The 23,172-nt window shown below is 63.9% G+C and carries 20 protein-coding genes; 13 read left to right on the top strand and 7 right to left on the bottom strand.

The features are described from left to right. The first annotated feature begins 14 nt into the window (after nt 1–14). From gspD to ACF8EF_RS20900, 10 genes are read left to right on the top strand one after another with little or no spacing between them, the layout of a single operon-like run. Nucleotides 15–1,751, top strand: coding sequence for a type II secretion system secretin GspD (gene gspD, locus ACF8EF_RS20945; protein WP_339443818.1), 1,737 nt, complete (start codon nt 15–17; stop codon nt 1,749–1,751). Continuing rightward, nucleotides 1,751–3,199 (top strand): GspE/PulE family protein, encoded by a 1,449-nt coding sequence (locus tag ACF8EF_RS20940; protein WP_176683824.1) that lies wholly within the window; start codon nt 1,751–1,753, stop codon nt 3,197–3,199. Before gspD ends, ACF8EF_RS20940 begins: the two co-directional genes overlap by 1 nt. Nucleotides 3,200–3,202: 3 nt before the next feature. Beyond that, nucleotides 3,203–4,405: a type II secretion system inner membrane protein GspF gene (gene gspF, locus ACF8EF_RS20935; protein WP_176683678.1), complete on the top strand. Its 1,203-nt coding sequence runs from the start codon at nt 3,203–3,205 to the stop codon at nt 4,403–4,405. A 17-nt stretch (nt 4,406–4,422) separates the two neighbouring features. Then, on the top strand, nt 4,423–4,857 hold the full coding sequence (gene gspG, locus ACF8EF_RS20930; RefSeq protein ID WP_176683677.1) for a type II secretion system major pseudopilin GspG: 435 nt from the start codon (nt 4,423–4,425) through the stop codon (nt 4,855–4,857). A 3-nt stretch (nt 4,858–4,860) separates the two neighbouring features. Further along, complete coding sequence (gene gspH, locus ACF8EF_RS20925; RefSeq protein WP_209967748.1) at nt 4,861–5,298, top strand: type II secretion system minor pseudopilin GspH; 438 nt, start codon at nt 4,861–4,863, stop codon at nt 5,296–5,298. Next, nucleotides 5,295–5,663 (top strand): type II secretion system protein GspI, encoded by a 369-nt coding sequence (locus ACF8EF_RS20920; RefSeq protein WP_176683675.1) that lies wholly within the window; start codon nt 5,295–5,297, stop codon nt 5,661–5,663. The genes gspH and ACF8EF_RS20920 overlap by 4 nt, the downstream gene beginning before the upstream one ends. Next, nucleotides 5,660–6,250, top strand: coding sequence for a type II secretion system protein (locus ACF8EF_RS20915; protein ID WP_392529337.1), 591 nt, complete (start codon nt 5,660–5,662; stop codon nt 6,248–6,250). The genes ACF8EF_RS20920 and ACF8EF_RS20915 overlap by 4 nt, the downstream gene beginning before the upstream one ends. After that, on the top strand, nt 6,247–7,323 hold the full coding sequence (locus ACF8EF_RS20910; protein WP_392460670.1) for a type II secretion system protein GspL: 1,077 nt from the start codon (nt 6,247–6,249) through the stop codon (nt 7,321–7,323). Before ACF8EF_RS20915 ends, ACF8EF_RS20910 begins: the two co-directional genes overlap by 4 nt. Continuing rightward, nucleotides 7,320–7,706, top strand: a complete 387-nt coding sequence (gene gspM / locus ACF8EF_RS20905; protein ID WP_392460668.1) for a type II secretion system protein GspM — start codon at nt 7,320–7,322, stop codon at nt 7,704–7,706. The genes ACF8EF_RS20910 and gspM overlap by 4 nt, the downstream gene beginning before the upstream one ends. Further along, nucleotides 7,703–8,371 carry a hypothetical protein gene (locus tag ACF8EF_RS20900; RefSeq protein ID WP_392460667.1) on the top strand — a complete coding sequence of 223 codons (669 nt, stop codon included), beginning with the start codon at nt 7,703–7,705 and terminating at the stop codon, nt 8,369–8,371. Before gspM ends, ACF8EF_RS20900 begins: the two co-directional genes overlap by 4 nt. 563 nt (nt 8,372–8,934) lie before the next feature. On the opposite strand, the gene ACF8EF_RS20895 is transcribed toward ACF8EF_RS20900, so the two are convergent. From ACF8EF_RS20895 to ACF8EF_RS20885, 3 genes are all read right to left on the bottom strand, one after another. Further along, on the bottom strand, nt 8,935–9,696 hold the full coding sequence (locus ACF8EF_RS20895) for a siderophore-interacting protein (protein WP_209967736.1): 762 nt from the start codon (nt 9,694–9,696) through the stop codon (nt 8,935–8,937). After that, nucleotides 9,689–10,234 (bottom strand): PadR family transcriptional regulator, encoded by a 546-nt coding sequence (locus tag ACF8EF_RS20890; protein ID WP_176683669.1) that lies wholly within the window; start codon nt 10,232–10,234, stop codon nt 9,689–9,691. The genes ACF8EF_RS20895 and ACF8EF_RS20890 overlap by 8 nt, the downstream gene beginning before the upstream one ends. 89 nt (nt 10,235–10,323) lie before the next feature. Next, nucleotides 10,324–13,473, bottom strand: coding sequence for a transglycosylase domain-containing protein (locus tag ACF8EF_RS20885; RefSeq protein ID WP_392460666.1), 3,150 nt, complete (start codon nt 13,471–13,473; stop codon nt 10,324–10,326). Between the two features lie 391 nt (nt 13,474–13,864). On the opposite strand from ACF8EF_RS20885, the gene ACF8EF_RS20880 reads away from it, so the two are divergent. Then, nucleotides 13,865–15,283, top strand: coding sequence for an amino acid permease (locus tag ACF8EF_RS20880; RefSeq protein ID WP_176683667.1), 1,419 nt, complete (start codon nt 13,865–13,867; stop codon nt 15,281–15,283). 36 nt (nt 15,284–15,319) lie between these two features. Here the strand turns inward: ACF8EF_RS20880 and ACF8EF_RS20875 are convergent, their stop codons facing one another. After that, a complete protein-coding gene (locus tag ACF8EF_RS20875) occupies nt 15,320–16,939 on the bottom strand; it encodes an FMN-binding glutamate synthase family protein (protein WP_028697979.1) in 1,620 nt (539 codons plus the stop codon). A 390-nt stretch (nt 16,940–17,329) separates the two neighbouring features. Here ACF8EF_RS20875 and ACF8EF_RS20870 point away from each other — a divergent pair, with 390 nt between their 5' ends. Continuing rightward, a complete protein-coding gene (locus ACF8EF_RS20870) occupies nt 17,330–17,743 on the top strand; it encodes an NUDIX domain-containing protein (RefSeq protein WP_176683665.1) in 414 nt (137 codons plus the stop codon). Here ACF8EF_RS20870 and metR read toward each other — a convergent pair. After that, a complete protein-coding gene (gene metR / locus ACF8EF_RS20865; RefSeq protein WP_003254981.1) occupies nt 17,727–18,644 on the bottom strand; it encodes a transcriptional regulator MetR in 918 nt (305 codons plus the stop codon). The genes ACF8EF_RS20870 and metR overlap by 17 nt on opposite strands. A 195-nt stretch (nt 18,645–18,839) precedes the next feature. Here metR and ACF8EF_RS20860 point away from each other — a divergent pair, with 195 nt between their 5' ends. Beyond that, on the top strand, nt 18,840–19,835 hold the full coding sequence (locus ACF8EF_RS20860) for an alpha/beta fold hydrolase (RefSeq protein WP_176683664.1): 996 nt from the start codon (nt 18,840–18,842) through the stop codon (nt 19,833–19,835). An 80-nt stretch (nt 19,836–19,915) separates the two neighbouring features. On the opposite strand, the gene ACF8EF_RS20855 is transcribed toward ACF8EF_RS20860, so the two are convergent. Then, nucleotides 19,916–21,244 (bottom strand): sigma-54 dependent transcriptional regulator, encoded by a 1,329-nt coding sequence (locus ACF8EF_RS20855; protein WP_339443739.1) that lies wholly within the window; start codon nt 21,242–21,244, stop codon nt 19,916–19,918. After that, nucleotides 21,241–23,145, bottom strand: a complete 1,905-nt coding sequence (locus ACF8EF_RS20850; protein ID WP_339443738.1) for an ATP-binding protein — start codon at nt 23,143–23,145, stop codon at nt 21,241–21,243. The genes ACF8EF_RS20855 and ACF8EF_RS20850 overlap by 4 nt, the downstream gene beginning before the upstream one ends. Nucleotides 23,146–23,172 lie beyond the last annotated feature (27 nt).

The following is a 23,172-nucleotide window of genomic DNA, read 5'->3' as shown; positions in this document are numbered from 1 at the left end:
CTGTTAGACACTGCATGGCGGCTGCGCTGAGCCTGGCCTTGTCCGTCGCTTATGCCCAAGAGCCGGTGTTCGATGACAACGGTACGCCGATGTACGAGGTGAATTTCGTCGATACTGAACTCGGCGAGTTCATCGACAGCGTGTCGCGCATCACCGGCACCACCTTCATCGTCGACCCCCGGGTCAAGGGCAAGGTCACCGTGCGCACTGTCGACCTGCACGACGCTGACGCCATCTACGACATCTTCCTGGCCCAACTGCGCGCCCAGGGCTATGCCACCGTCGACCTGCCCAATGGCAGCGTGAAGATCGTGCCCGACCAGGCCGCGCGCCTGGAGCCGGTGCCAGTCGAGGCGGGCGGGCAGCAGGGCGAGGGCAGCGACAGCGTGGCCACCCGCGTATTCAGCGTGCGCAACGCCGCCAGCGAACAGGTACTGGGTATTCTCAAGCCGCTGATCGACCCACGGGTTGGAGTTATTACACCGTACCCGGCGGCGCACCAGTTGGTGGTGACTGACTGGCGCAGCAACCTCGAACGCATCGCCAGCCTGCTGCGCCAGCTCGACCGCCCTCAAGAGGCACCGGGCAGCGGCAGCACCCAGGTGATCTACCTGCGTCATGCCAATGCCGGTGAAGTGGTCAAGGTGCTGCGAGGGCTCAGCCAGGAAGGTGCGGTGCCGGCTGAAGGCGCGGGTGAAGCAGAGAGCAAGGATCGGCCGGTGATGGCAGCTTCCGGTGGCCCGGGCATTCGCCTGGAATACGAAGAAGGTACCAATGCCGTGGTCATGGTTGGCCCCGACAGCGAGCTGGCGGCGTACCGGGCCATTGTCGAGCAACTGGACATTCGCCGTGCCCAGGTGGTGGTCGAGGCGATCATCGCCGAGGTGTCCGACAGCAGCGCCCAGGAGTTGGGCGTGCAGTGGCTGTTTGCCGACGAGAAGTTCGGTGCCGGTATCGTCAACTTCGGCAGTAACGGGGTGAATATCGCCAGCATTGCCGGCGCCGCCGCCAGTGGCGACAACGAGGCCCTGGGCGATTTGTTGTCCACCACCACCGGTGCCACGGCGGGCATCGGCCATTTCGGTGGTGGCTTCAACTTCGCCATGCTGGTCAACGCGCTGAAGGGCAAGAGCGGCTTCAACCTGCTGTCCACGCCCACCTTGCTGACCCTGGACAACGCCGAAGCGTCGATCCTGGTCGGCCAGGAAGTGCCCTTCGTCACCGGCTCCGTGACCCAGAACAACGCCAACCCGTACCAGACCATCGAGCGCAAGGAAGTCGGGGTGAAGCTGCGCATCAAGCCGCAGATCAATATCGACAACAGCGTGCGCCTGGACATCGTCCAGGAGGTGTCGTCGATTGCCGACACCAGCTCGGCCAGCGACGTGATCACCAACAAGCGCGAGATCAAGACCAAGGTCATGGTCGAGGACAACGGCCTGGTGATACTTGGCGGCCTGATCAGCGACGAATTGAGTACCAGCAACCAGCGTGTGCCACTGCTCGGCGACATTCCTTACCTTGGCCGGTTGTTCCGCTCCGATGCCACCCGCAACACCAAGCAGAACCTGATGGTGTTCATCCGCCCGCGTATCCTGCGCGACGGGCCGAGCCTGGCGGGCCTCAGTGAAGCCAAGTACCGCACTCTGCAGCAGACCACACCGCTGCAGTTGCCGGACCTTGCAGAGGGCACGCGGCTGTTGCAGGTCTTCCCCGCCAGCCGCGCACGCCTGGAAGGCGGTGACTGGTGATGCTGCCCTATCGCCAGGCACGGCAGAGCGGAGTGGCCATGGCCCCGGCGGAGCAGGGCTGGCAGCTATGGCTGCGGCCCGACGCCGACAATGCCCAGTTGCAGGAGTTGCTGCGTGTGCATGGCCAGCCAAGCCTGCTCGAATACCTGGAACCTGCGCTGTTCGACGAGCGCCTTGGCCAGCTGTACCAGGCCGGCGATGCCGCCACCGAAGCGCTGATCGAAGGCATCGGCGACCAGGTCGACCTGGATAGCCTGATGAGCGAGATGCCGCGCATCGAAGACCTGCTTGAAAGCGACGACGAAGCCCCGGTGATCCGCCTGATCAACGGCCTGTTCGGCCAGGCGCTGCGGCTGCGCGCCTCGGACATCCATATCGAGACCTTCGAGCAGAGCCTGGTGGTGCGTCTGCGGGTCGATGGCCATCTGCGTGAGGTGCTGCGTCCTCCACGTGCGTTGTCGGCCATGCTGGTATCACGGATCAAGGTCATGGCCCGCCTGGACATCGCTGAAAAGCGTCAGCCCCAGGACGGCCGCATCACCTTGCGTGCAGCAGGGCGCGAAGTGGACGTGCGGGTCTCGACCTTGCCCGGCATCCATGGCGAGCGGGTGGTGATGCGCGTGCTCGACAAGCAGGCCAGCCTGCTGGCGCTGGATAACCTGGGCATGCCGGCAGCGGTACTGCAGGGCCTGCGCGGTTGCCTGGCGCGTCCCAATGGCATTGTGCTGTCCACCGGGCCGACCGGTTCGGGCAAAACCACGACCCTGTACGCCAGCCTGAACAGCCTCAACGATGGCAGCCGCAACATCCTCACCGTCGAGGACCCGGTGGAGTACGCCATCGCCGGCATTGGCCAAACCGCCATCAACCCGCGTGCGGGGCTGACGTTTGCCAGTGGCTTGCGCGCCATCCTGCGTCAGGACCCTGACGTGATCATGCTCGGCGAAATCCGCGATCAGGAGACTGCACAGATCGCCGTGCAGGCCAGCCTCACCGGCCACCTGGTGCTGTCGACCTTGCACACCAACAGCGCGGTAGGCGCAGTGACCCGACTGCGCGACATGGGCATCGAGCCCTTCCTGATCGCCTCTTGCCTGCGCGGCGTCCTGGCCCAGCGCCTGGTGCGGCGTTTGTGCAACTGTGCCGTGGCGCACCCGCTGCAGGCTGCCGAGCGCGAGCTGTGGCCCGAGCTGGCGGCGCTGGGCAGCACTTATCACGCGGTGGGTTGCGAGCAGTGCCAGGGCAGCGGTTATATCGGGCGACTGGGGCTGTACGAATTTATCGAACTGGACGCTGGGCTCATCGGCCTGTTGTACGACGGCGCCAGTGAGCTGGCCATGCAGGATTACCTGGCTGAACGGCGCCAAAGCCTGGTGGCGATGGCCAGCGATTGCCTGGCTCGCGGTGAGACCAGCCTGGCCGAAGTGCTGCGCGTGGTACAGGGCTAAGACATGCCGACCTATCGCTACCAGGCCGTTGACCTCGCCGGCAAATCGCACAAGGCCAGCCTGCAGGCTGACAGTGAACGCCACGCTCGCCAGCTGTTGCGCGAGCAGGGCCTGTTCGCCCGCCAGTTGCAGCGTCATGAAGCCGGCAGCCGACAACCCCGTCGCCAGCGCCTGAGCCGCGCCCAGCTGTGTGAGCTGACCCGTCAGCTGGCCACCTTGACCGGGGCCGGTATTCCCTTGGTCGATGCCCTTGCCACCCTTGAACGGCAACTGCGTCAGCCCGCCCTGCACAGTGTGCTGGTGGCCTTGCGCGGCTCGCTGGCCGAAGGCCTGGGCCTGGCCCGCAGCCTGGCCCGGCAGGGCGCACCGTTTACCGGCCTGTACTGCGCACTGGTCGAGGCCGGCGAACGTTCCGGGCACCTGGCCCAGGTGCTGACCCGCTTGGCCGACCACCTGGAGCAGGTGCAACGCCAGCAACACAAGGCCCGTACTGCGCTGATCTACCCCGCTGTGCTGATGGGGGTATCGCTGGCAGTGGTGATTGGCCTGATGACGTTCGTCGTGCCCAAACTCACCGAGCAATTCGCCCACGCCGGGCAAAGCCTGCCGCTGATCACCTCGTTGCTGATCGGCCTGAGCCAGGGGCTGGTGCAAGCCGGGCCCTGGCTGTTAGGGGTGGCGCTGTTGCTCGGGGTGCTGGGCGGCTGGCTGCTGCGCAAACCGCACTGGTGCCTGCGTCGCGACCAACTGCTGCTGCGCCTGCCGCGTATTGGCCACCTGCTGCAGGTGCTGGAAAGCGCGCGCCTGGCGCGCAGCCTGGCGATTCTCAGTGGCAGTGGCGTGGCCCTGCTCGAAGCCTTGCAGGTGGCCACTGAAACCATTGGTAACCGGCGTATCCGCCTGGCCATGGAGCAGGTGCGCCAGCACGTGCAGGGCGGCACAAGCCTGCACCGAGCGCTGGATGCCAGCCAGCAATTCCCGCCGCTGCTGGTGAACATGGTCGGCAGCGGCGAGGCCAGTGGCACCCTGGCGGACATGCTCGAGCGCGTGGCCGACGACCAGGAGCGCGGCTTTGCCCGCCAGGTCGATACCGCCATGGCGCTGTTCGAACCCCTGATGATCCTGGTGATGGGCGCCGTGGTGCTGTTCATCGTGCTGGCGGTGCTGCTGCCGATCATGCAACTCAACCAGGGCCTGCAATTGTGACGACAAGGAGTATTGCCATGCAGCATCGACGTAACCGCCAACGCGGCTTCACCCTCATGGAAATCATGGTGGTGATCTTCATCATCGGCCTGCTGATTGCCGTGGTGGCGCCCAGCGTGCTGGGCAACCAGGACAAGGCCATGAAGCAGAAGGTGATGGCCGACCTGGCCACCCTGGAGCAGGCGCTGGACATGTATCGTCTGGACAATTTGCGCTTCCCCAGCAACGAACAGGGCCTGGTCGCGCTGGTGAAAAAGCCGGCTCAGGAGCCGCTGCCTCGGGCCTGGCGCAGTGATGGCTACGTGCGTCGCCTGCCGGAAGACCCATGGGGCACCCCGTACCAGTACCGCATGCCCGGCGAACATGGCCGGGTCGATGTGTACTCGCTGGGCGCCGATGGCATGCCGGGTGGCGAAGGCCAGGATGCCGACCTGGGTAACTGGGCGCTGTAACCGGTGCGCGGTCAGCATGGGTTCAGTCTGATCGAGCTGCTGGTGGTGTTGGCCATCGCTGGGCTGATGACCGGGCTGGCGGTGGCTGGCCTCGGCAACGGCCAGGCCCGTGTCGAGCAGGCCCTGCAACGGCTGGCGGCCGAGGTCCGCGGCCAGGCCGCGCTGGCCCGGCATGCCGGGCAACTGCGCGGGCTGCGTTGGAATGGCCAGCGCCCGGAGTTCGTCCGCCGCCAAGGCAATGACTGGATCGTTGAAAAGGTCGCGCTCGGCGACTGGCCCAAGGGCCTTCACCCGGACTGGCCCCCGAGCCCGCAGCCGCGCCTGCTGTTCACGCCGCATGGCTGGGCACAGTCGGGCAGTGTGCGTTGGCGTTGGGCTGATGGCGGCCAGCAATGGGCTTGGCGCCGCAATGGTCACTTGCGGGTGGCGGTGGCGCCATGAGGCAGCGTCAGCGTGGTTTCACCTTGCTGGAAGTGACCGTGGCCCTGGCGATTGCCGCCGTGCTGGCAGTCATCACCAGCCAGGTACTGCGCCAGCGGCTGGCCGTTCAGGACAACCTGCAACAGCACCGCCTTGGCCTGTTGTGCGCGCGTGAGCTGCAAGCCCGCTTTGCTGTCGAGCAGTACTGGCCTGCCGAAAACCAGGTGGCCGGCAAGCTTGGCCAAGGTGGCCAACTGTGTCACTGGCAACTGCAACTGCGCCGCACCGGCGTGCGTGACCTGCGCCGTGGCGAACTGCAATTGTTCGCCGACCACGATCAGCGTCTGCCACTGGGCCAGTACACCGTGTTTCTGGAGCGCCCATGAAACGCCGTCAGGCAGGTCTGACCCTGATCGAACTGATGGTCGCCCTGGCGCTGACCGCCATACTCGGCATCATGCTCGCCGCGCTGGTCAACGGCTGGCTGAAGGTGCGCGAACGCCTGCAGCACACCAATCAGCAAACCTCGGTGCTGGACTTTTGTCTGGCACTGGAGCGGCGCTTTGACAGCCCGGTGCTGCGCCGTGTCTACGACCAGCGTTTGCCGCTGGCCAGCCGATGGCTGGACTGGCAACCCGCCAGCAACCAGTTGCTGTGGGTCGCCAGCACCGGCCTGCCGGCGGCCGAAGGTGGCTCGCGCCTGCAACGCCAGCGACTGCGCTTCGAGGTCCGTGAGCAGCGCCTGCTGCTGGAAAGCTCGGCCGATTTGTACGCCGCCGTCGCCCCGCGCTGGGTAGAGCGCGAACGACTCGACCAGGTCAGCGCCATGAACGTTCTGTACTACCAGGGCGGCCGCTGGCTGGCCTGGCCTTCTGACCAACCGGTACACCCAGGCCGTGGTGTGCGTCTGGAACTGCTGCGTGATGGAGCCCCCTATGTCTGCACCTTCGCCCTCCCATGGGGGCGCTCATGAAACTTGAATGGCGGCGGCGTACGCCGGCGCAGGCGTGGCTATTGCTGCGCCCGGGTGTTGTCTGGCACTGGGCGCTGGTCCATGAGGGTATTTTGCAAAGCCAGGGGCAGGGTGAGCCACCGGCAAACCCGCAGGCCCATGTTGCGCTGGTTCTGCCTGCCGAGGCCTGCAGCCATTTTCGCGTGCCGGCCCCGCCCGTGCTCAAGCGCGAAGAATGGCCTTTGTTGCTTGAGGATCGCTTGCTGCAGGCCCCGCATGAGGTGGCCTGTGCCTGCCTGGCCCGTGAACCCGGGCACCTTCGCCTGCTGGTAGTGGCGCGCCAGCAGTTGGATGAATGGCGTGGCCAATGTGCCGCCTGGGGCTTGCAGGTAGTGCGCTGCTGGGCGGAGCTGCAGTTGCTGCCGCTGCCCGAGCCAGGATGCGCCTGGCAATGGCAGCGTATGCCCGGCATGTCCTGTTACAAAGGGCTGGCCGAAGACGGACAGGAACACTGGCTGGCCTGGCCTGATGCCTTGGGTGGGGTACCGCAGCCACCGTGGGCAGGGCTGCACAAGACGTCGCTGAGCGGCAACTGGCCCACCGTATTTGCGCCGCTCGACACATTACCCGGTCTGTTCGAACGCATCCGCAAGGTGCGCTCGTTGCCGGCGGCGTCCCGACAGCAGCAGCGGCTGCTGGCAGCTTGCCTGGTGCTGGCCACCGTTTGGGGTGGCCTGTGGTTGAGCCAGCAATGGCGCCAGGCGCAACTCTGGCGCAGTCAGGTCTTTACCGTGACCGGCGAGCAGGCCAGCCCTCGACACGCGGCACAAGTCCTCAAGCGCCTGCGCGAGAGCGTACTGCAGCAGCAACTGCGTACACGCCAGCTAGACGACCTGCAGGCTCGCTTGCAGGCCTGGCTGCGTGACAATCCCGGCTTGCGCCTGCAAGCGGTGCGCTTCGATGGCCAGCGTTGGCACCTACACCTGCAGGGCGAGGGCAGTGCGCCGCCATGGCGTGATATGGCGGCTGCCGCTGGCGCCACAGTGCAGGTTCAAGATGGCCAAGTGATCTTCGACCTGGGAGCAGCCTCATGAACCGCGACTGGCTACAGCGTCATCGCTTCACGTTCGCCTGGGGACTGATCGCGCTGCTGCTGGCCTTCCTGGCCCTGCGCGAAGGCATTGCGCAATGGCGCGTGCTTGGCCAGTGGCGTGTGCTGGCCGAACAGGCGGCCAGCCTGCAAGGCGGGCCCGGTTTGAACCTGGAGCGGCTACGTCAGTCGGCCCAGGCCCGTGGGGTCGAACTGATCGAAGTCGATACGCAAGGCAAGGCCTGGCAACTGCGGGGGCAGGTGGCCGATGAGCGCATGCTGCAAGGCTGGGTGCAGAGCCTGCGTGCAGAAGGCGCATTGCCGTTGCAATGGGGGCTGGAGCAACAGGGCAAGGCTTTGCGATTCGACCTGGTGGTGCAGCCATGAGCCGCAGTGCAGCAATGGCCTGGGTGCTATTGGTATTCGTGCTCACGCTGTTTATCGAGCTTCCGGCCAATTGGGTGGTGCGTGCGTTCGGCCTGCCGGTACGTGATGTCGGCGGAAGCCTTTGGCAAGGGCAGGCACAACAATGGGGGCCGGTCGGGCCTTTGCGCTGGACGCTGCAGCCCTGGCGCTTGCAGGTGAATGCGCAAGTCGGGTTCCAGGGCCAGGCCTGGCAGTTGCGCGCAGAAGGCTGGCCTTGGCAGTGGCGGCTGGAGGCATCAGCCAAGGGGGCTTTGGCGACGGTCTCGACGGATTACCGCCTGGCCGGCCAGTGGCAGGGGGGGGTGAGGATGCAGGGGGCAGGGCGCCAATGCCAAGCCAGTGAAGGCCGCGTGATCGTAACCGACCTGGCTCTGAGCGACCCTTGGTCCCTTGGCCTTGGCCTTGGGCACGGTTGGCTGGAAATGGATTGCCGCAGTGGCTGGCACCTGCGCGGGCAGTTGGCGCAGCCAGGGCAACATCAACTGGCCGTGGATGCCGACCTGCCAGGGCGCCGGGCGCAGGTGGTGTTCCAGCTGCAGCCTGAAGCGCAGTTGACGCCATTGTTGCGTGGGGCTCAATGGCTCGGGCCGCAGGCCCTGGCGGGGCAGCGAGACCTTCGTTGGTGAGCAACTACGTGGCGTGGCGCCCTGTAGATACGCTGTGGGCGGTCGAGCTTTTCTGAGGTGGTCGGGGCTGAACCGCTTGGTCTTATCAAATGGTTCAAACCGCGAAGCAGGCGGCGCTTTGCGTGGCACCGGCTGCGCCGGTGTTCGCGGGTGAACCCGCTCCTACAACGGCCTGTGCCCAACCGCCGATATGTGCCCACCCACCGATTTGTGTCAAACCGCCGATTTGTGTCCAACCGCCGATTTGTGTCCAACCGCCGATTTGTGTCCAACCGCCGATTTGTGTCCACCCACCGATTTGTGTCCACCCACCGATTTGTGTCCAACCACCGATTTGGGCCCAACCACCGATTTGTGCCCAACCACCGATTTGTGTCCACCCACCGATTTGTGTCCAACCACCGATTTGGGCCCAACCACCGATTTGTGTCCAACCACCGATTTGTGCCCAACCACCGATTTGTGTCCAACCACCGATTTGTGTCCAACCACCGATTTGTGTCCATCCCCGATCAGTGTAGGAGCGGGCTTGCCCGCGAAGACGGCAGATCAGGCAATCACGATCACTCGTCGTCCGCAGTCCCGTTGGCCCGCCAGTAGGCCGCAGCCTTTAGCGCATCTTCCGGCACCCCTTTCTCCAGCAATAGCGCCTTGGCCTGGCGAGTCAGGGCTTTTTCCAGCGCCACCCAGGCATACAGCCGGCCTTGCGGCAAGCTCAGGTTCCGCACCAGTGCCAACAAGTCTTCCTCCTGGCGACGTACCCAGATCACTTCCACCTGGGCCTTGCTTGGCAGCGGCTGGCGCTCGTGCTCGTCTTCGATCTGGATCACTGCCAGCACCTGGCGGCCCGCCGGCAACTCCTCCAGCCGACGGCCAATGGCCGGGATAGCAGTTTCATCACCGATCAGCAGGTAGCTGTCGAAAATATCCGGCACCACCAGCGAGGCCCTTGGCCCTGCGATGTCCAGGGTTTGCCCGGGCGCGGCTTGCGCGGCCCAGGTAGAGGCAGGGCCGTCGCCGTGCAGCACGAAGTCGATGTCCAGCTCATTTGCCACCAGGTCGATGCGCCGCGGTGTGTACTCGCGCATGGTGGGCCGCGCGCCACCGTCCTTACCCATATTACGGGCCTCGATGGCCTGTTGTTGCTCCGGCGTTTCGGCAAACAGCAGCTTGATATGGTCGTCGCTGCCCATGCTGGTAAAGCCTTGCAGCTCGGCACCCCCCAAGGTGATCCGGCGCATGCGCGGGGTCAGCTCGGTGACCCGCAGCACCTGCAGACGGCGCTGGCGGATCTCGTGGTTTACGCGGTGAATGGTGTCACTCATGGGGCGTCTCCCTGAAAGGTTCGGTTGGCCCGGAGGCGATGGCCGTGGCGGCATGGTTGAGCAGGTCACGGACCCGTTCGATTTCTTCCGCGGTCCAGCGGCCGCTGTGCATGTGTAGTGCATGACGCAAATTACCGACCGCTTCATGAATCTCTGGCGGGCGGTCGTGGCCGCGCAGGGCGCGTTTGCTGACCTCGATGCGCATGCGCACGCCATCCAGGGCTACCGCCTGATCCGCCAAGGCGCTGCGGCCGGCATCGGTGATGGCATACAGGCGTTTGCTGCCCTGCACCTGGCCGCTGATCAGTTCGGCTTCTTCAAGAAAGTTCAGCGTGGGGTAGATCACCCCGGGGCTTGGGCTGTAGCTGCCTTCGAACAAGTTCTCGATCTGGCGGATCAGGTCGTAACCGTGGCCGGGTTGCTCGGCCAGCAAGTCCAGCATCAGCAGCTTGAGGTCACCAGGGGCGAAGACACGCGGGCCGCGCTCGCCACGGCCGGGGCGCCGCTCGAAGGGATCATGAGGGGTATGTTCGCGCATAAGGAAAGGGCTCCGTCGTTTGCGATATATCGTAAGATATTACTCAAGATATATCTAAAGACAAGCCATTTAATGCTGATGATTATCATCTACTCAGTCGATGTGTTACCTGTCGACGGCGGTGTGTGCACGGCAACCTGTGGCGGCTTGCACTCATTCGGGTTGCCTGGCTGCAGGTATGGCATGAGGATCGGTGCCATGCCCTTGAGCACCTGCACTGGCAGCGCCGAGGTAAATTTGAACGCTTCTGCCGTGCGACCCGGCACGAAGGCGGTCAGCGTGCCGAAATGGTTGTCGCCGAGGAAGAACACGAAGGTGGCGGTGCGGTTCAGCGAGCGCGAGCCGATCAGCCGGCCGCCGGCGCCGAAGCTTTCGATTCGGTTGTCACCGGTACCGGTCTTGCCGCCCATCACCAGTGGCGTGCCGTCCTGCAGCTTGAAGCTGCCGGAAATACGCCGCGCGGTACCTGCGTCGACCACTTGCGACATGGCGCCTTTGAGCGCACGCGCCACTTCGACCGGCAGAATGCGCACGCCGCGGTCCGGGTCTGTGATCAACTTGGTCTCGTAGGGTGTGTTGGCTGCAAAGTGCAAGGTGTCGATGCGCAAGGTTGGCAGGCGAATACCGTCGTTCTGGATGATCCCGACCAGTTCGGAGAGGGCAGCGGGGCGGTCGCCGGAGCTGCCGATGGCCGTGGCCAATGAAGGCACCAGGTGGTTGAATGGATAGCCCACGCGTTTCCAGCGCTGGTGGATGTCGAGGAAGGCTTCGATCTCGACCATGGTGCGGATGCGGCTGTCACGGGCGCTCTGGTGGCGGCTCTTGAACAGCCAGCCATATACCTCCTGGCGTTCGAAACGGCTGGCATTGATCATTTCGGTCAGTGTCGAGCCTGGGTGCTTCAGCAGGTAGCCAAGCAGCCACAGGTCCAACGGGTGGACCTTGGCGATGTAACCCTGGTCGGGCAGGTCGTACTTGCCCGGGCCATAAGCAGCGTACATCTCTGACAGACGGCCATCGGTCAGTTTGCCCAGCACCTTCTTGTCATCCTTGAGGTGGGCACGCACGAATGCGTTGAAGGTTTCCTGGCCTGCCTCGGGGAACAGGTAGCGGTGTACTGCCGCCAACCGCTGTGGGGTCACGCGCATGCTGTCGATAAAGGTGTCCAGGCGTTGTTGCGAGGTTCTACGCTGGTACTTTTTCCAGAAGCGCATCAGGTATTTGGTGCCCTCCTTGTCGGCGAAGCGCGCAAGGTACTCCTGGCGGCGCGGGTCGGCGTCGTCCTTGAGCAGCGCCACGCGGTTGTATGGTTGCTGGTAAGTCACGTAGCGCACGAGGTCGCGCATCAGGCGGATGAACGGCAGGTTGATCGACTCGCGCAGTGCATCTTTGAGTGTCGGGTTGCGGTTGTTGTCTTCCTTGCGGAAGTTGTTGAACACATGCATCCCGCCGCCAGTGAAGAACCCTTCGCCGGTGTTGGCCGAGTACTTGCGTTCCAGCGCGGCGTCGAGCATGGCGTCCAGGCTCTGGTTCTTGCTGTTCTGCGCCAGCCATTCCAGCGACCATTGCGTGATGCGGTCGAGTTCGGCCACTTCGACCTTCTTCAGCTCGGCGGCAGGTTTGCCGGCGTACTTGTCGTGCAGCTCGGCGATAATCTCCAGGTAGGTGGTCAGTACCCGTAGCTTGGCGGTTGAGCCCAGCTCCAGCTTGCTGCCTTCGTTGATGTCGAAGGGCTGGTTGGTGCTGTCGGTCTGCACCCGCACCCGCGAACCATCGGCGGTGCGCTCGAACAAGGTGAAGCTGTAGCTCACCTGGTCGGTGGTCTTGGCGGTGAGCAGTCGCTCGCCGATCAGGCCGATCTGTGCGGCAAACGCCGGGTCGGCGAGGTTTTTCAGGTACTGGCTGACCTGCAGTTGCAGGTCGGCCTGCAAGGTACTGGTGGCTGACAGGTCAAGGCGGTCGAGGTCGTACAGTGGGCGGTTGAGCATGGCCGACAGACGGTTGCGCGCAAGGCTGATGCCCTTGTTGGTGATGATCGGTACGATGGTCGGCTGCGCTACCCAGTCGCGGTACACCGCCTTGCTGACCAGTGCGGCATCGGCCAGCGGCTGATCGATGACCTTGTTGGCGGCAAGCACGCGAATGTGCGAGTCGGTGAGTTCGGCCAACTCGACCCGGCCCTTGGACAAGTAATACGAGGGACGGCGCTGGGCAATCATCAGCGACAGCACCTGGCGCAGGGCCAGGCCACGCGCGGCCATGCTCTCTGAGTCGGTGGCGGTGGCGTTCAGGGCCTGGTTGACCTGGTCGAAGTCGGCGCCGTACCACACCCGCAGGCCCTCGGCCATGCCATGTACCTCACCATGCCCAGGCACGGCCGACAGCGGTACGCTGTTGAGGTAGTCGCGCACGATACGCTGGCGTGCCTCGGTGGTGTCGGGGCCGCCCTGGTAGGCACGCACGCTGGCAGAAATCATCTGCCGGATCTTCTCCGCGCCCGACACCGTCAGGCCATCCGGTGAGTGGCGATATTTTTCCAGCTGGGTGGCCAGGGTGCTGCCGCCGGCAGACTGACCGGGCAGGGCCAGGTACTTGGCGACCTGGCTGTAGGCGGCCTTGGCAAAGCGTGGCCAGTCCACAGCCGGGTTGTTACGTGGGTCGTCGGTATCCAGCAGGTCGCGGTTTTCGATGAACAGCAAGCTGTTGACTATTACGGGAGGTATCGCCGCAAAGTCCGGGTACAGGTGCTGGGGGTAGTTGTACTGGTACAGCGTGTCGCCGCGGCAATCGGTGATCGACAGGCCGGCCTGGATCTTCTCGATATAGGGCGCGAACAGCCCATGATCGACGTAGTTCATCAATGCGGGTGAAAACTTCACCTGTTCGCTGATGAGGTAGTCGCGCTTGAGCAGGCGTGGCAGGAATTCACCCAGGGCGCTATAGCCCAGGCGTTTGTCGAACGGCCCATCACCGGGGTAGACGATGGCATCGCTGGGACCGGGTTGCAGCGAGTAGGTCAGTGTACCGGCCAGTCTGCTGAACTCGCGCGATTGTAGTTCGGAGGTACGGAATTCGTTATACGCGGCAACAGCGATGGCTACCAGTGCCACCAGCAGGATGAGGATGATCAGCCACCACCATAGCCGACGCTGACGGGGGGACTTGGATTGTGGCGTCTCGGCCTGAGGTATCTCGGGAGCTTCCGTTCTGCTGGGTTCCGATTGCCACAGTGCGCCCATAGTCTTCTATCCGGCCAAGTGTTTTCGTCTTGCTTGTCTGAAGCTTAGACGTTGAGTGGATAGGGTGAAAAATTTGTAGGAAGTTGGAAAAAGTGGTGTGGGGCTATACGGCTTTGGTGTGGGTTTCTTCAACGGACGATGTTGCTATGGTGCCTTGGCAATTCTTTGGGCGCGAAGCGGCCCCAGAGTTCTAGCCAAATTTCTGCATATATACAGTGAAAACACCTACAACGGTCTTCCTATACTGCTGGCCCCCTTCGCCCTGCCGGGCGCTCTAGTCCGGCACATGGGCAGGCCCACAAGGCCAGCCTGGCAAGCCAACGCCACGCCTATCGGCATGGTCGCGGCTGCACGAAGGTCAAATCCAATAACAAAATGAGGTTGTATTGCTATGCCAGTCGGCAACCACTCTGCCCACGGCCAGGCCACTGAAGGCGGCCCGCTCAAGCGTGAACTGGGCGAACGGCACATCCGCTTGATGGCGCTGGGCGCCTGTATCGGTGTCGGTCTTTTCCTCGGTTCGGCCAAGGCGATCGAAATGGCCGGCCCAGCCATCATGTTGTCTTACATCATCGGTGGCCTGGCCATCCTGGTGATCATGCGCGCGCTCGGTGAAATGGCCGTGCATAACCCTGTCGCCGGCTCTTTCAGCCGTTATGCCCAGGATTACCTCGGCCCATTGGCGGGCTTCCTGACCGGCTGGAACTACTGGTTCCTGTGGCTGGTGACCTGTGTTGCCGAAATTACTGCAGTGGCCATCTACATGGGCATCTGGTTCCCCGACGTACCGCGCTGGATCTGGGCCCTGGCGGCACTGGGCAGCATGGGCGCGATCAACCTGGTGGCGGTGAAGGCTTTTGGTGAATTCGAGTTCTGGTTCGCGCTGATCAAGATCGTCACCATCATCGCCATGGTCCTCGGCGGCATCGGCATCATTGCCTTCGGCTTTGGCAATGACGGTGTCGCAGTCGGTATCTCCAACCTGTGGAGTTATGGCGGGTTCATGCCCAATGGTGTGACTGGCGTGCTGATGTCGCTGCAGATGGTGATGTTCGCCTACCTGGGCGTGGAAATGATCGGCCTCACCGCAGGTGAAGCACGCAACCCGCAAAAGACCATTCCGCAGGCCATCGGCTCGGTGTTCTGGCGCATCCTGCTGTTCTACGTCGGGGCGTTGTTCGTGATCCTGTCGATTTACCCTTGGAACGAAATCGGCAGCCAGGGCAGCCCGTTCGTCATGACTTTCGAGCGCCTCGGCATCAAGACCGCCGCCGGCATCATCAACTTCGTGGTCATCACGGCGGCGCTGTCGTCGTGCAATGGCGGCATCTTCAGTACCGGGCGCATGCTCTATAGCCTGGCACAGAACGGCCAGGCGCCGGCGGCCTTCGCCCGTACCTCGAAGAACGGCGTGCCACGCAATGCGCTGCTGCTGTCGATCGGCGCGTTGCTGTTGGGCGTGCTGGCCAACTACCTGGTGCCTGAAAAGGTCTTCGTCTGGGTAACCTCGATCGCCACCTTCGGTGCGATCTGGACCTGGGTGATGATCTTGCTGGCACAGCTGAAGTTCCGCGCCGGCCTTACCACTGCCGAGCGCAAGGCACTGAAGTACCGCATGTGGCTGTGGCCGCTGAGTTCGTATCTGGCGCTGGCCTTCCTGGTGCTGGTGGTCGGGCTGATGGCGTACTTCGAGGATACGCGTGTGGCCCTGTACATCGGCCCGGCGTTCCTGGTGCTGCTGACGGTGCTGTACTACACGCTCCGCCTGGCGCCGAAAGACGCACAAGGTGTGACGAGTACCGCCTCCTGATCTGACGTGGGGCCGCTTTGCGGCCCCAGCGTTCCGTCAGGCCGCCACTTCGCTGTGCGGCTCGAAACTGTCCGCCCGAGCCAGTTGCCACATCCGCGAATAGAACTGCCCGTTCACCTCGCCGGTCAGCAACTCACCTGGCTTCAAGAACACATGCATCTGCGAGAACAGCTTGATCTCGGTGGCCGAAATGCGCCGCACCAGGTGCTTGGCCTCCAGTTGAGCCGGGTGCTCCAGGCCTGCCGCCGCCAGCATTTCTGCCAAGGCACGCAAGGTGTTGTGGTGGAAGTTCAGCACCCGCTGGGCTTTGTCGGGCACCACCAGCGCACGCTGGCGCAACGGATCTTGTGTGGCCACGCCGGTCGGGCACTTGTTGGTGTGGCAGCTTTGCGACTGGATACAGCCGATGGCGAACATGAAGCCGCGTGCAGAGTTGGCCCAGTCGGCACCAATGGCCAGCACGCTGGCGATGTCGAAGGCACTGACTATCTTGCCGCTGGCGCCCAGCTTGATCTTGTCGCGCAGGTTCAGGCCGACCAAGGTGTTGTGCACGAACAGCAGGCCTTCACGCAGGGGTACGCCGATATGGTCGGTGAACTCCACGGGCGCTGCGCCAGTGCCACCTTCCTTGCCATCGACGACGATGAAGTCGGGCAGGATGCCGGTTTCCAGCATGGCCTTGGCGATGCCCATGAATTCCCACGGGTGGCCCAGGCAGAACTTGAACCCCACCGGCTTGCCGCCGGACAGCTCACGCAACTGGGCGATGAACTGCATCATTTCGATCGGTGTCGAGAAGGCGCTGTGGCGCGACGGGGAGATGCAATCCTCGCCCATCAGCACGCCACGGGTTTCGGCAATTTCCTGTGTGACCTTGTGTTTGGGCAGTATGCCGCCGTGGCCGGGCTTGGCACCTTGGCTCATCTTGATCTCGATCATGCGCACCTGAGGGCTGCGCGCCTGGGCGGCGAAGCGTTCGGGATCGAAGCGCCCATCCGGCGTGCGGCACCCGAAGTAGCCGCTGCCCAGTTCCCACACCAGGTCACCGCCGTGCTCGCGATGGTAAGGGCTGATGCTGCCCTCGCCGGTGTCGTGGTGGAAGTTGCCCAGCTTGGCGCCCTGGTTGAGCGCACGGATGGCATTGGCACTGAGCGAGCCGAAACTCATGGCCGAAATGTTGAAGATCGAGGCCGAATACGGCTGGCTGCACTGCGGCCCACCAACGATAACGCGGAAGCTGGCCGGGTCGGCCAGTGGTGCCGGGCGCATGGAGTGGCCGATGAACTCGAAACCGGATTCATATACGTCGATCAGGGTGCCGAAAGGTTTGTCCGAGGCTTCGTTCTTCGCCCGGGCATACACCAGCGAGCGCTGGGCGCGGGAGAAGGGCAGGGCATCGCTGTCGGACTCCAGCAGGTACTGGCGGATTTCCGGGCGAATGGCCTCGACCAGATAGCGGATGTTGCCAAGAACCGGGTAGTTACGGCGTACGGCGTGGCGCTGCTGCAGTAAATCGAACAGGCCGACCAGGCTGAGGATGCCAGTGGTCAGGGTGAACGGCCACAACCATTCGTGGTGGCTGAAGGGGATGCTCGCCAGGGTGAACAGCACGCAGGCGGCGAAGAAGGCATAGCGACTGAGAAGTGACAGGCTCATACAGGGTCCTTGCGATGGCGCGGTCAGGCTCAGGGCCTGGGGGCAAACCCCGACCATAGCCAAGTTGCCGGGCGCTGCAAATTAAAATCGGGGTAGCGAAAATCATTCTCGACCCGAGCCGAATTGCCTGGGTGCAACGCATACCGCTGTAGGAGCGGGTTTACCCGCGAATGCGTCGGGAGCCTCACCATCGCATTCGCGGGTGAACCCGCTCCTACAGGGGGGACGTGCTGTGATCAAGATTTTCGAACCTGCTCAATAGCGTGCCGCCTCGACCAGATACGTGTAACGCCCAGTTGGCCTGTCAGGCCGGCACAGGAATGACCGGCCTTGTCAGGCCAATGACCCCATGGGATCCTCGCGGGTCATTTTTTCAGCGAGCCCACCCCCATGCCCAACATCATCCGCATCGCCGCTGCCCTGCTGATCGACCCTCAGGGCCGCACCCTGCTGGTGCGCAAGCGTGGCACCGAGGCTTTCATGCAGCCAGGCGGCAAGATCGATGCCGGTGAAACGCCGGTACAGGCGCTGGTGCGCGAGTTGCACGAGGAACTGGGCCTGCGCATCGACCCGGCTCAGGCCGTGCACCTGGGCCAGTTCAGTGCCCCCGCCGCCAACGAGCCGGGCTTCGAAGTGCAAGCTGAACTGTTCCGTGTCGACAGCGCCGCTGCTGTGGTGCCGGCCGCAGAGATCGAGGAGGTGGTCTGGCTGGCAGCAGATCAGGCGCCCGTCATGCAACTGGCCCCCCTGACCCGCGACTTGATCCTGCCGCTGTATCGCCAGGCGCTCAACGCACCGCGCTGACACCGTCGAGGGTGGCGAACGAGGTGTCCTTGGCCGTCAGCAAAAAGTCGCGCATGTACGGGGCATCGAGCATATCGGTGCGCACGGCGGCATAAAGCGTGGCAAACAGGCCTTTCTCGCCCAGGCGTTTGCCCTTCACATAGCCGCGCGAGCTGTACTCGTGCAGCGCCCAATGCGGCATGCCGCATACGCCACGGCCGCTGGCCACCAGCTGCATCATCATCACCGTCAGCTCCGAGGTGCGCACGGCGGCTGGCTCGATATCGGCCGGCTCCAGGAAGCGGGTGAAGATGTCCAGGCGATCGCGTTCCACCGGATAGGTGATCAGCGTCTGATCGAGCAAGTCTTGCGGCACGATGTAAGGCTTGCTGGCCAGCGGGTGCTGGTTGGCCACTGCCAGCATCGCCTCGTAGGTGAACAGCGGCACATAAGTGATGCCTGCCAGGTCCACCGGGTCGGAGGTCACCACCAGGTCAAGGTCGCCACGGGCCAAGGCCGGCAGCGGGGCGAAGGCAAAGCCGGAGGCCAGGTCCAGTTCCACTTCCGGCCAGGCATCACGGAACTGGTCGATGGTCGGCATCAGCCACTGGAAGCAGCTGTGGCATTCGATAGCCATGTGAAGGCGTCCGGCAGTGCCTCCGGCCAGACGTGCAATGTCACGTTCGGCACTGCGCAGCAACGGCAGGGTGGCATCGGCCAGTTGCAGTAGACGCAGCCCGGCGCTGGTGAAGCGGATCGGCTTGGTCTTGCGCACGAAAATCGGGAGGCCCAGGCGCTCTTCAAGCTCCTTGAACTGGTGCGACAACGCCGACTGGGTCAGGTGCAGGCGTTCGGCGGCCTCCACCAGGCTGTCGGCTTCGCGCAGGGCATGAAGGGTTTTCAGGTGACGGATCTCCAGCACAGATGACTCCGGGGTATGGAATAGAGGAACCAGGTAATGAGTTGAGTTTCTCTCATGATGCTACATCTGTCGACTGGGCGATCGTCGCACCGCCTGGCGGGAGTCATGAAACTGTCACCGAACTGTGGCAGCGCGCCCGAACAGAATTCATCAGACTCGCGCTCTACTGGGGATCTGCATTCTGGTGTTTCTTTCATGCGGGCTTTTTGGCTTTTTCTTTTCTTCCTGTTCAGCGCACCTGCGAGTTTCGCCGAACAGCGCTGTGACGCCCATGTGCCGGTGCAGCGTGCCGAACTGGGGGCCGTCAGCCTGGTGTACCAGAGCGTCGGTGCGCCACGCGACCCGGCCTTGCTGCTGGTCATGGGCCTGGGCGGGCAGCTGATTCATTGGCCGGACGACGTGGTCGAGGCATTGTGCCGCCAGGGTTTTCGGGTGATCCGCTATGACAACCGCGATGTCGGCCTGTCACGCTGGAACCAGGTGCCACCGCACGCCAACCTGACGCTTGAGCTGTTGCGTTACAAGCTGGGCCTGCCAGTGTCGGCGCCCTATACGCTGACTGATATGGCAGATGACGGCGTGCGCCTGATGGACGCGTTGGGCGTGCGCCAGTTTCATGTCTTGGGGGTGAGCATGGGCGGCATGATTGCCCAGCATCTGGCGGCGATGGCGCCCGAGCGTGTGCGCAGCCTGACGCTGGTCATGTCCAGTTCAGGGGCGGCGGGGCTGCCGGCACCGGACCCGGCGTTGGTGCAGCTGCTGGCCCGGCGCAGCGCACCGAACCGCGAAGTGGCTATCGAGCAGCAGGCCGACCTGCTGGCGGCCTTGGGCAGCCCGGAAGTACACGACGACCGTGACGTGTTGCTGCAACAGGCGGCGCAGGCCTATGACCGGGCGTTCAACCCTGACGGGGCCAAGCGCCAGATCATGGCGATACTGGCCGAGCCGAGTCGCGTGGAGTTGCTCAACCAGTTGCGAGTGCCGACCCTGGTGGTACACGGTACGGCTGACCCGTTATTGCCGGTGATGCATGGCGTGCACCTGGCGGCGCATATCCAGGGCAGCCAGTTGCGCTTGATCCCGGGGCTGGCGCATCGGTTCCAGGAGCCGTTCAAGGCGCCGCTGCTGGGGGCGGTGTTGCCTTATTTGCAGGCGCATAGGCAAGCGGTCACGCACATCGCAGGGCTCTGAAATCCGCGCTGGCTGCTTCGCGGGCTTGCCCGCTCCCACCGGTGCTGCACCGATCTCAGGCTTTCCAGTTCGGGTTCAAGTCAGCCGAGGCCGTATTTTTTCACTTTGTCGAACAGCGTGGTCTTGGCCATGCCCAGTTCCTGGCTGGCCTGGCTCAGGTTGCCGCCGGTGCGTTGCAGGGCATCAGTGAGCAGGTTGCGTTCGAATGCTTCCACCGCCTCGGCAAAAAGCAGGCCTTGGTTGGCACCACCGCTGGGGCCTTTCTTGAACGCTGGCAGGCCGAGGGCATAGCGTTCGGCCACGTTGCGCAACTCGCGCACGTTGCCCGGCCAGTCATGGGCCATCAGGCGCGACAGGGTCTGGCTGTCCAGTGTCGGTGTTTCCCGGTCGAAGCGCAGGGCCGACTGCTGCAGGAAATGCTCGAACAACTGCAGGATGTCTTCACGGCGCTCACGCAGCGGCGGCAGCTCCAGGGTGACCACGTTCAGCCGGTAATACAGGTCGCTACGGAACTGGCCGCTCTGGCCCAACGCATCGAGGTCAGCCTTTGTCGCGGCGATCACCCGACAATCCACCGGGATGCTCTGGTTCGAGCCCAGTCGCTCCAGGGTGCGCTCCTGCAGTACGCGCAGCAGCTTGATCTGCAGGTTGATCGGCATGCTCTCCACTTCATCGAGGAACAGCGTGCCGCCATTGGCGTGCTCGATCTTGCCGATACGGCGCTTGCCGGCACCGGTGAAGGCGTTGGCCTCGTGGCCGAATATCTCGCTTTCAAACAGGTTTTCCGGCAGGCCTCCGCAGTTCAGCGCCACGAATGGGTGGCCCTGGCGGCGGCTGAAGTCGTGCAGGCAGCGTGCGACCAGCTCTTTGCCGGTGCCGGTCTCGCCTTCGATCAGCACATTGGCTGAGGTGTCGGCGACGTTGGCGATCAGTTCGCGCAAGTGCTCCATGGCCGGCGAGCGACCAATGATGCGTCCCTCCAGGCTGCTCTGTTCAGCCAGCTGGCGGCGCAGGGCCACCACTTCGCGTGAAAGCCCGCGCTGTTCCAGCGCGCGGCGTACCACGTCGACCAGGCGCTCGGGGGAGAACGGTTTTTCCATGAAGTCGTAGGCGCCGTTACGCATGGCGCCAACGGCCATGTCGATATCGCCATGGCCAGTGATCAGCACCACCGGCAGGCTGCGGTCACGGGCCTTGAGGCGATTGAGCAGCTCCAGGCCATCAATACCCGGCAGGCGGATATCGCTGACGACAATGCCGGCGAAGTCGTCGCCGATGCGTTCCAGCGCCTGTTCGGCACTGCCTACGCCCTCGCAGGCGATATCCTCCAGGGCCAGCGCCTGCTGGCAGCCGAGCAGCACATGCGGGTCGTCTTCGACGATCAGGACGGTAAGAGGCGCTTGGTTCATGGATGCTCTGCCGATTCGCTAGGGGGGAAAACCAGAGGCAGGGCCAGGACGAAGGCCGTGCCGCCGGTGGCGGGATGCTCGACGTTGAGGCTTCCCTTGGCGGCGGCGGCAAGGCTCGCCGACAGGGTCAGGCCCAGGCCCAGGCCATGCTCGCCCGGTTTGGTGGTAAAGAAGGGTTCGAACAGGTGCTTGCGCGCCTCGGCGTCGATACCGTGGCCGTTGTCGCGCACCTGCAAACGGTACTTGTCACCCTGCACCTCGCCTTCCAGCCACAGCTCAGGCTGCGGTTGCGCGGCCATGGCGTCAAGGGCATTCCCGATCAGGTTGACCAGAATCTGCTCCAGGCGGGTCTGGTCGATGGCCAGTTGCTGGTCCTCGAACTGGTGGTGCAATTTCAAGTGACAGGCACTGATGCGGTTGGCCAGCACCTGCAGGGTGGCCTCTACCGCCTTGGCCAGTGAAGCCTGGCCGCTGTCATCGCCGCGCCGGGCGAACGAGCGCAGGCTGGCGGTGATGCGGCCCATACGGTCGATCAGGTCATTCATGGTGCGCAGGTTGGTACTGGCGGTTTCCAGCGCCCCGCGCTCAAGGAAACGCACAGTATTACCAGACAAGGTGCGCAGCGCAGCCAGTGGCTGGTTCAGCTCGTGGGCAATGCTGGTGGACATCTGCCCGATGGCGGCCAGCTTGCCCGCCTGCACCAGCTCATCCTGGGCGTGGCGCAAGGTCTGCTCGGCGTGCCGGCGCTCGCGAATCTGGCCCTTCAGGCGTTCGTTGCTGGCGCGCAGGTCGGCGGTGCGTTCGGCAATCCGCCGCTCCAGCTGGCTGTTGGCTTCTTCAAGGGCTTCGCGGGCCGCCAGGCGGGTGGCGATCACTTTGCGCCGCTCGTTCCAGGCAATGCCGAGGATCGCCAGCAAGGCAAAGGCCACGCCCACCAGAATGCCCTGCACCATGGACTCGCGACGCAGGTCCTGCAGGGGGGTCAGCAGGGTGAAATGCCAGGGCGTGTCGACCAGGCGCCTGGTTTGCGCCAGGTAGGCCACTTCGTGCGGCTTGCCATGAGCGGTTTCGGTGTTGGCCGGGAAGGTCAGTTTTTCCACGCCATCGGCCAGGGTCTCCCGGGCCAGAGGCTGCAATTCGTTCAGCGGCCACCAGTAGTACTGCAGGCTTCGCGCCAGGCGCTCCTTGATTTGCGGGGTCAGCGGGCGCACCGACTTAAGGCGCCGGGCCGGGTCGCTGGAGAGGATGATGATGCCATTCTCGTCGCTGACGAACGCCTCCAGGCGGGCACGCTGCCAGCGCTCCTCGAGGGTGTCCAGGCGCACCTTGATCACCGCAACGCCTATGATCTTGCCGTGCTCCTCAAGCCCATGGGCCAGGTAATAGCCGGCCTCGCCCGTGGTACTGCCGATGCCGTAGAAACGCCCGGGTTCGCCGCGCACGGCAGTCTGGAAGTAGGCGCGGAACGACAGGTCTTCACCCAGGAACGAGTCGGCATCGCGCCAGTTGCTGGTGGCCTGCACCCGGCCATTGGTGTCGAGGACGAAGATGGCCCGACTGCGACTGCGACGATTCAGGCCTTCAAGGTATTCATTGACCGTCTGGCGTGAGCCGCCGTCCGGGTCGGTGAGCAGGTGCGAGACGCTGTCTTCCAGCTCCAGCAGACTCGGCAAGTAGGTGTACTTGCTGATTTCGCTTTCGACCGTGCGTGCGTGCAGCTCCAGCTGGCGTTCACCGTTTTCGCTGAGGGTGCGGATGCCGTTGCTCTCGCTGATCAGGTAGCCAGCCATTCCCAGGCCGACCATCAGCAGGATGATCAGCGGCGGTAACAGCAATTGACGGATCAGGCGGGAATTCACGGCAGGCTTGGCAGGGCGAAGTAGCGAGGGGTCGCATTTCATCACAGTGGCCTTGTAACGACCAGCTTC

Origin of the sequence: Pseudomonas sp. zjy_15 (genome assembly GCF_043101865.1) — a bacterium.
Lineage (GTDB): Bacteria > Pseudomonadota > Gammaproteobacteria > Pseudomonadales > Pseudomonadaceae > Aquipseudomonas > Aquipseudomonas putida_Y.
Note: the sequence above shows the minus strand (reverse complement) of the source record. Positions and strands in the feature narration are given on the sequence as shown.

Excerpts from the sequence above, each read along its gene's own strand:
- gspG (WP_176683677.1), top strand. The coding sequence starts at position 4,423 with ATGCAGCATCGACGTAACCGCCAACGCGGCTTCACCCTCATGGAAATC.
- ACF8EF_RS20875 (WP_028697979.1), bottom strand. The coding sequence starts at position 16,939 with ATGAGCCTGTCACTTCTCAGTCGCTATGCCTTCTTCGCCGCCTGCGTG.
- ACF8EF_RS20850 (WP_339443738.1), bottom strand. The coding sequence starts at position 23,145 with ATGAAATGCGACCCCTCGCTACTTCGCCCTGCCAAGCCTGCCGTGAAT.
- ACF8EF_RS20860 (WP_176683664.1), top strand. The coding sequence starts at position 18,840 with ATGCGGGCTTTTTGGCTTTTTCTTTTCTTCCTGTTCAGCGCACCTGCG.
- gspM (WP_392460668.1), top strand. The coding sequence starts at position 7,320 with ATGAACCGCGACTGGCTACAGCGTCATCGCTTCACGTTCGCCTGGGGA.
- ACF8EF_RS20880 (WP_176683667.1), top strand. The coding sequence starts at position 13,865 with ATGCCAGTCGGCAACCACTCTGCCCACGGCCAGGCCACTGAAGGCGGC.
- gspD (WP_339443818.1), top strand. The coding sequence starts at position 15 with ATGGCGGCTGCGCTGAGCCTGGCCTTGTCCGTCGCTTATGCCCAAGAG.
- ACF8EF_RS20870 (WP_176683665.1), top strand. The coding sequence starts at position 17,330 with ATGCCCAACATCATCCGCATCGCCGCTGCCCTGCTGATCGACCCTCAG.
- ACF8EF_RS20910 (WP_392460670.1), top strand. The coding sequence starts at position 6,247 with ATGAAACTTGAATGGCGGCGGCGTACGCCGGCGCAGGCGTGGCTATTG.
- gspF (WP_176683678.1), top strand. The coding sequence starts at position 3,203 with ATGCCGACCTATCGCTACCAGGCCGTTGACCTCGCCGGCAAATCGCAC.
- ACF8EF_RS20885 (WP_392460666.1), bottom strand. The coding sequence starts at position 13,473 with ATGGGCGCACTGTGGCAATCGGAACCCAGCAGAACGGAAGCTCCCGAG.
- ACF8EF_RS20900 (WP_392460667.1), top strand. The coding sequence starts at position 7,703 with ATGAGCCGCAGTGCAGCAATGGCCTGGGTGCTATTGGTATTCGTGCTC.
- ACF8EF_RS20890 (WP_176683669.1), bottom strand. The coding sequence starts at position 10,234 with ATGCGCGAACATACCCCTCATGATCCCTTCGAGCGGCGCCCCGGCCGT.
- ACF8EF_RS20940 (WP_176683824.1), top strand. The coding sequence starts at position 1,751 with ATGCTGCCCTATCGCCAGGCACGGCAGAGCGGAGTGGCCATGGCCCCG.
- ACF8EF_RS20855 (WP_339443739.1), bottom strand. The coding sequence starts at position 21,244 with ATGAACCAAGCGCCTCTTACCGTCCTGATCGTCGAAGACGACCCGCAT.
- ACF8EF_RS20915 (WP_392529337.1), top strand. The coding sequence starts at position 5,660 with ATGAAACGCCGTCAGGCAGGTCTGACCCTGATCGAACTGATGGTCGCC.
- ACF8EF_RS20920 (WP_176683675.1), top strand. The coding sequence starts at position 5,295 with ATGAGGCAGCGTCAGCGTGGTTTCACCTTGCTGGAAGTGACCGTGGCC.
- ACF8EF_RS20895 (WP_209967736.1), bottom strand. The coding sequence starts at position 9,696 with ATGAGTGACACCATTCACCGCGTAAACCACGAGATCCGCCAGCGCCGT.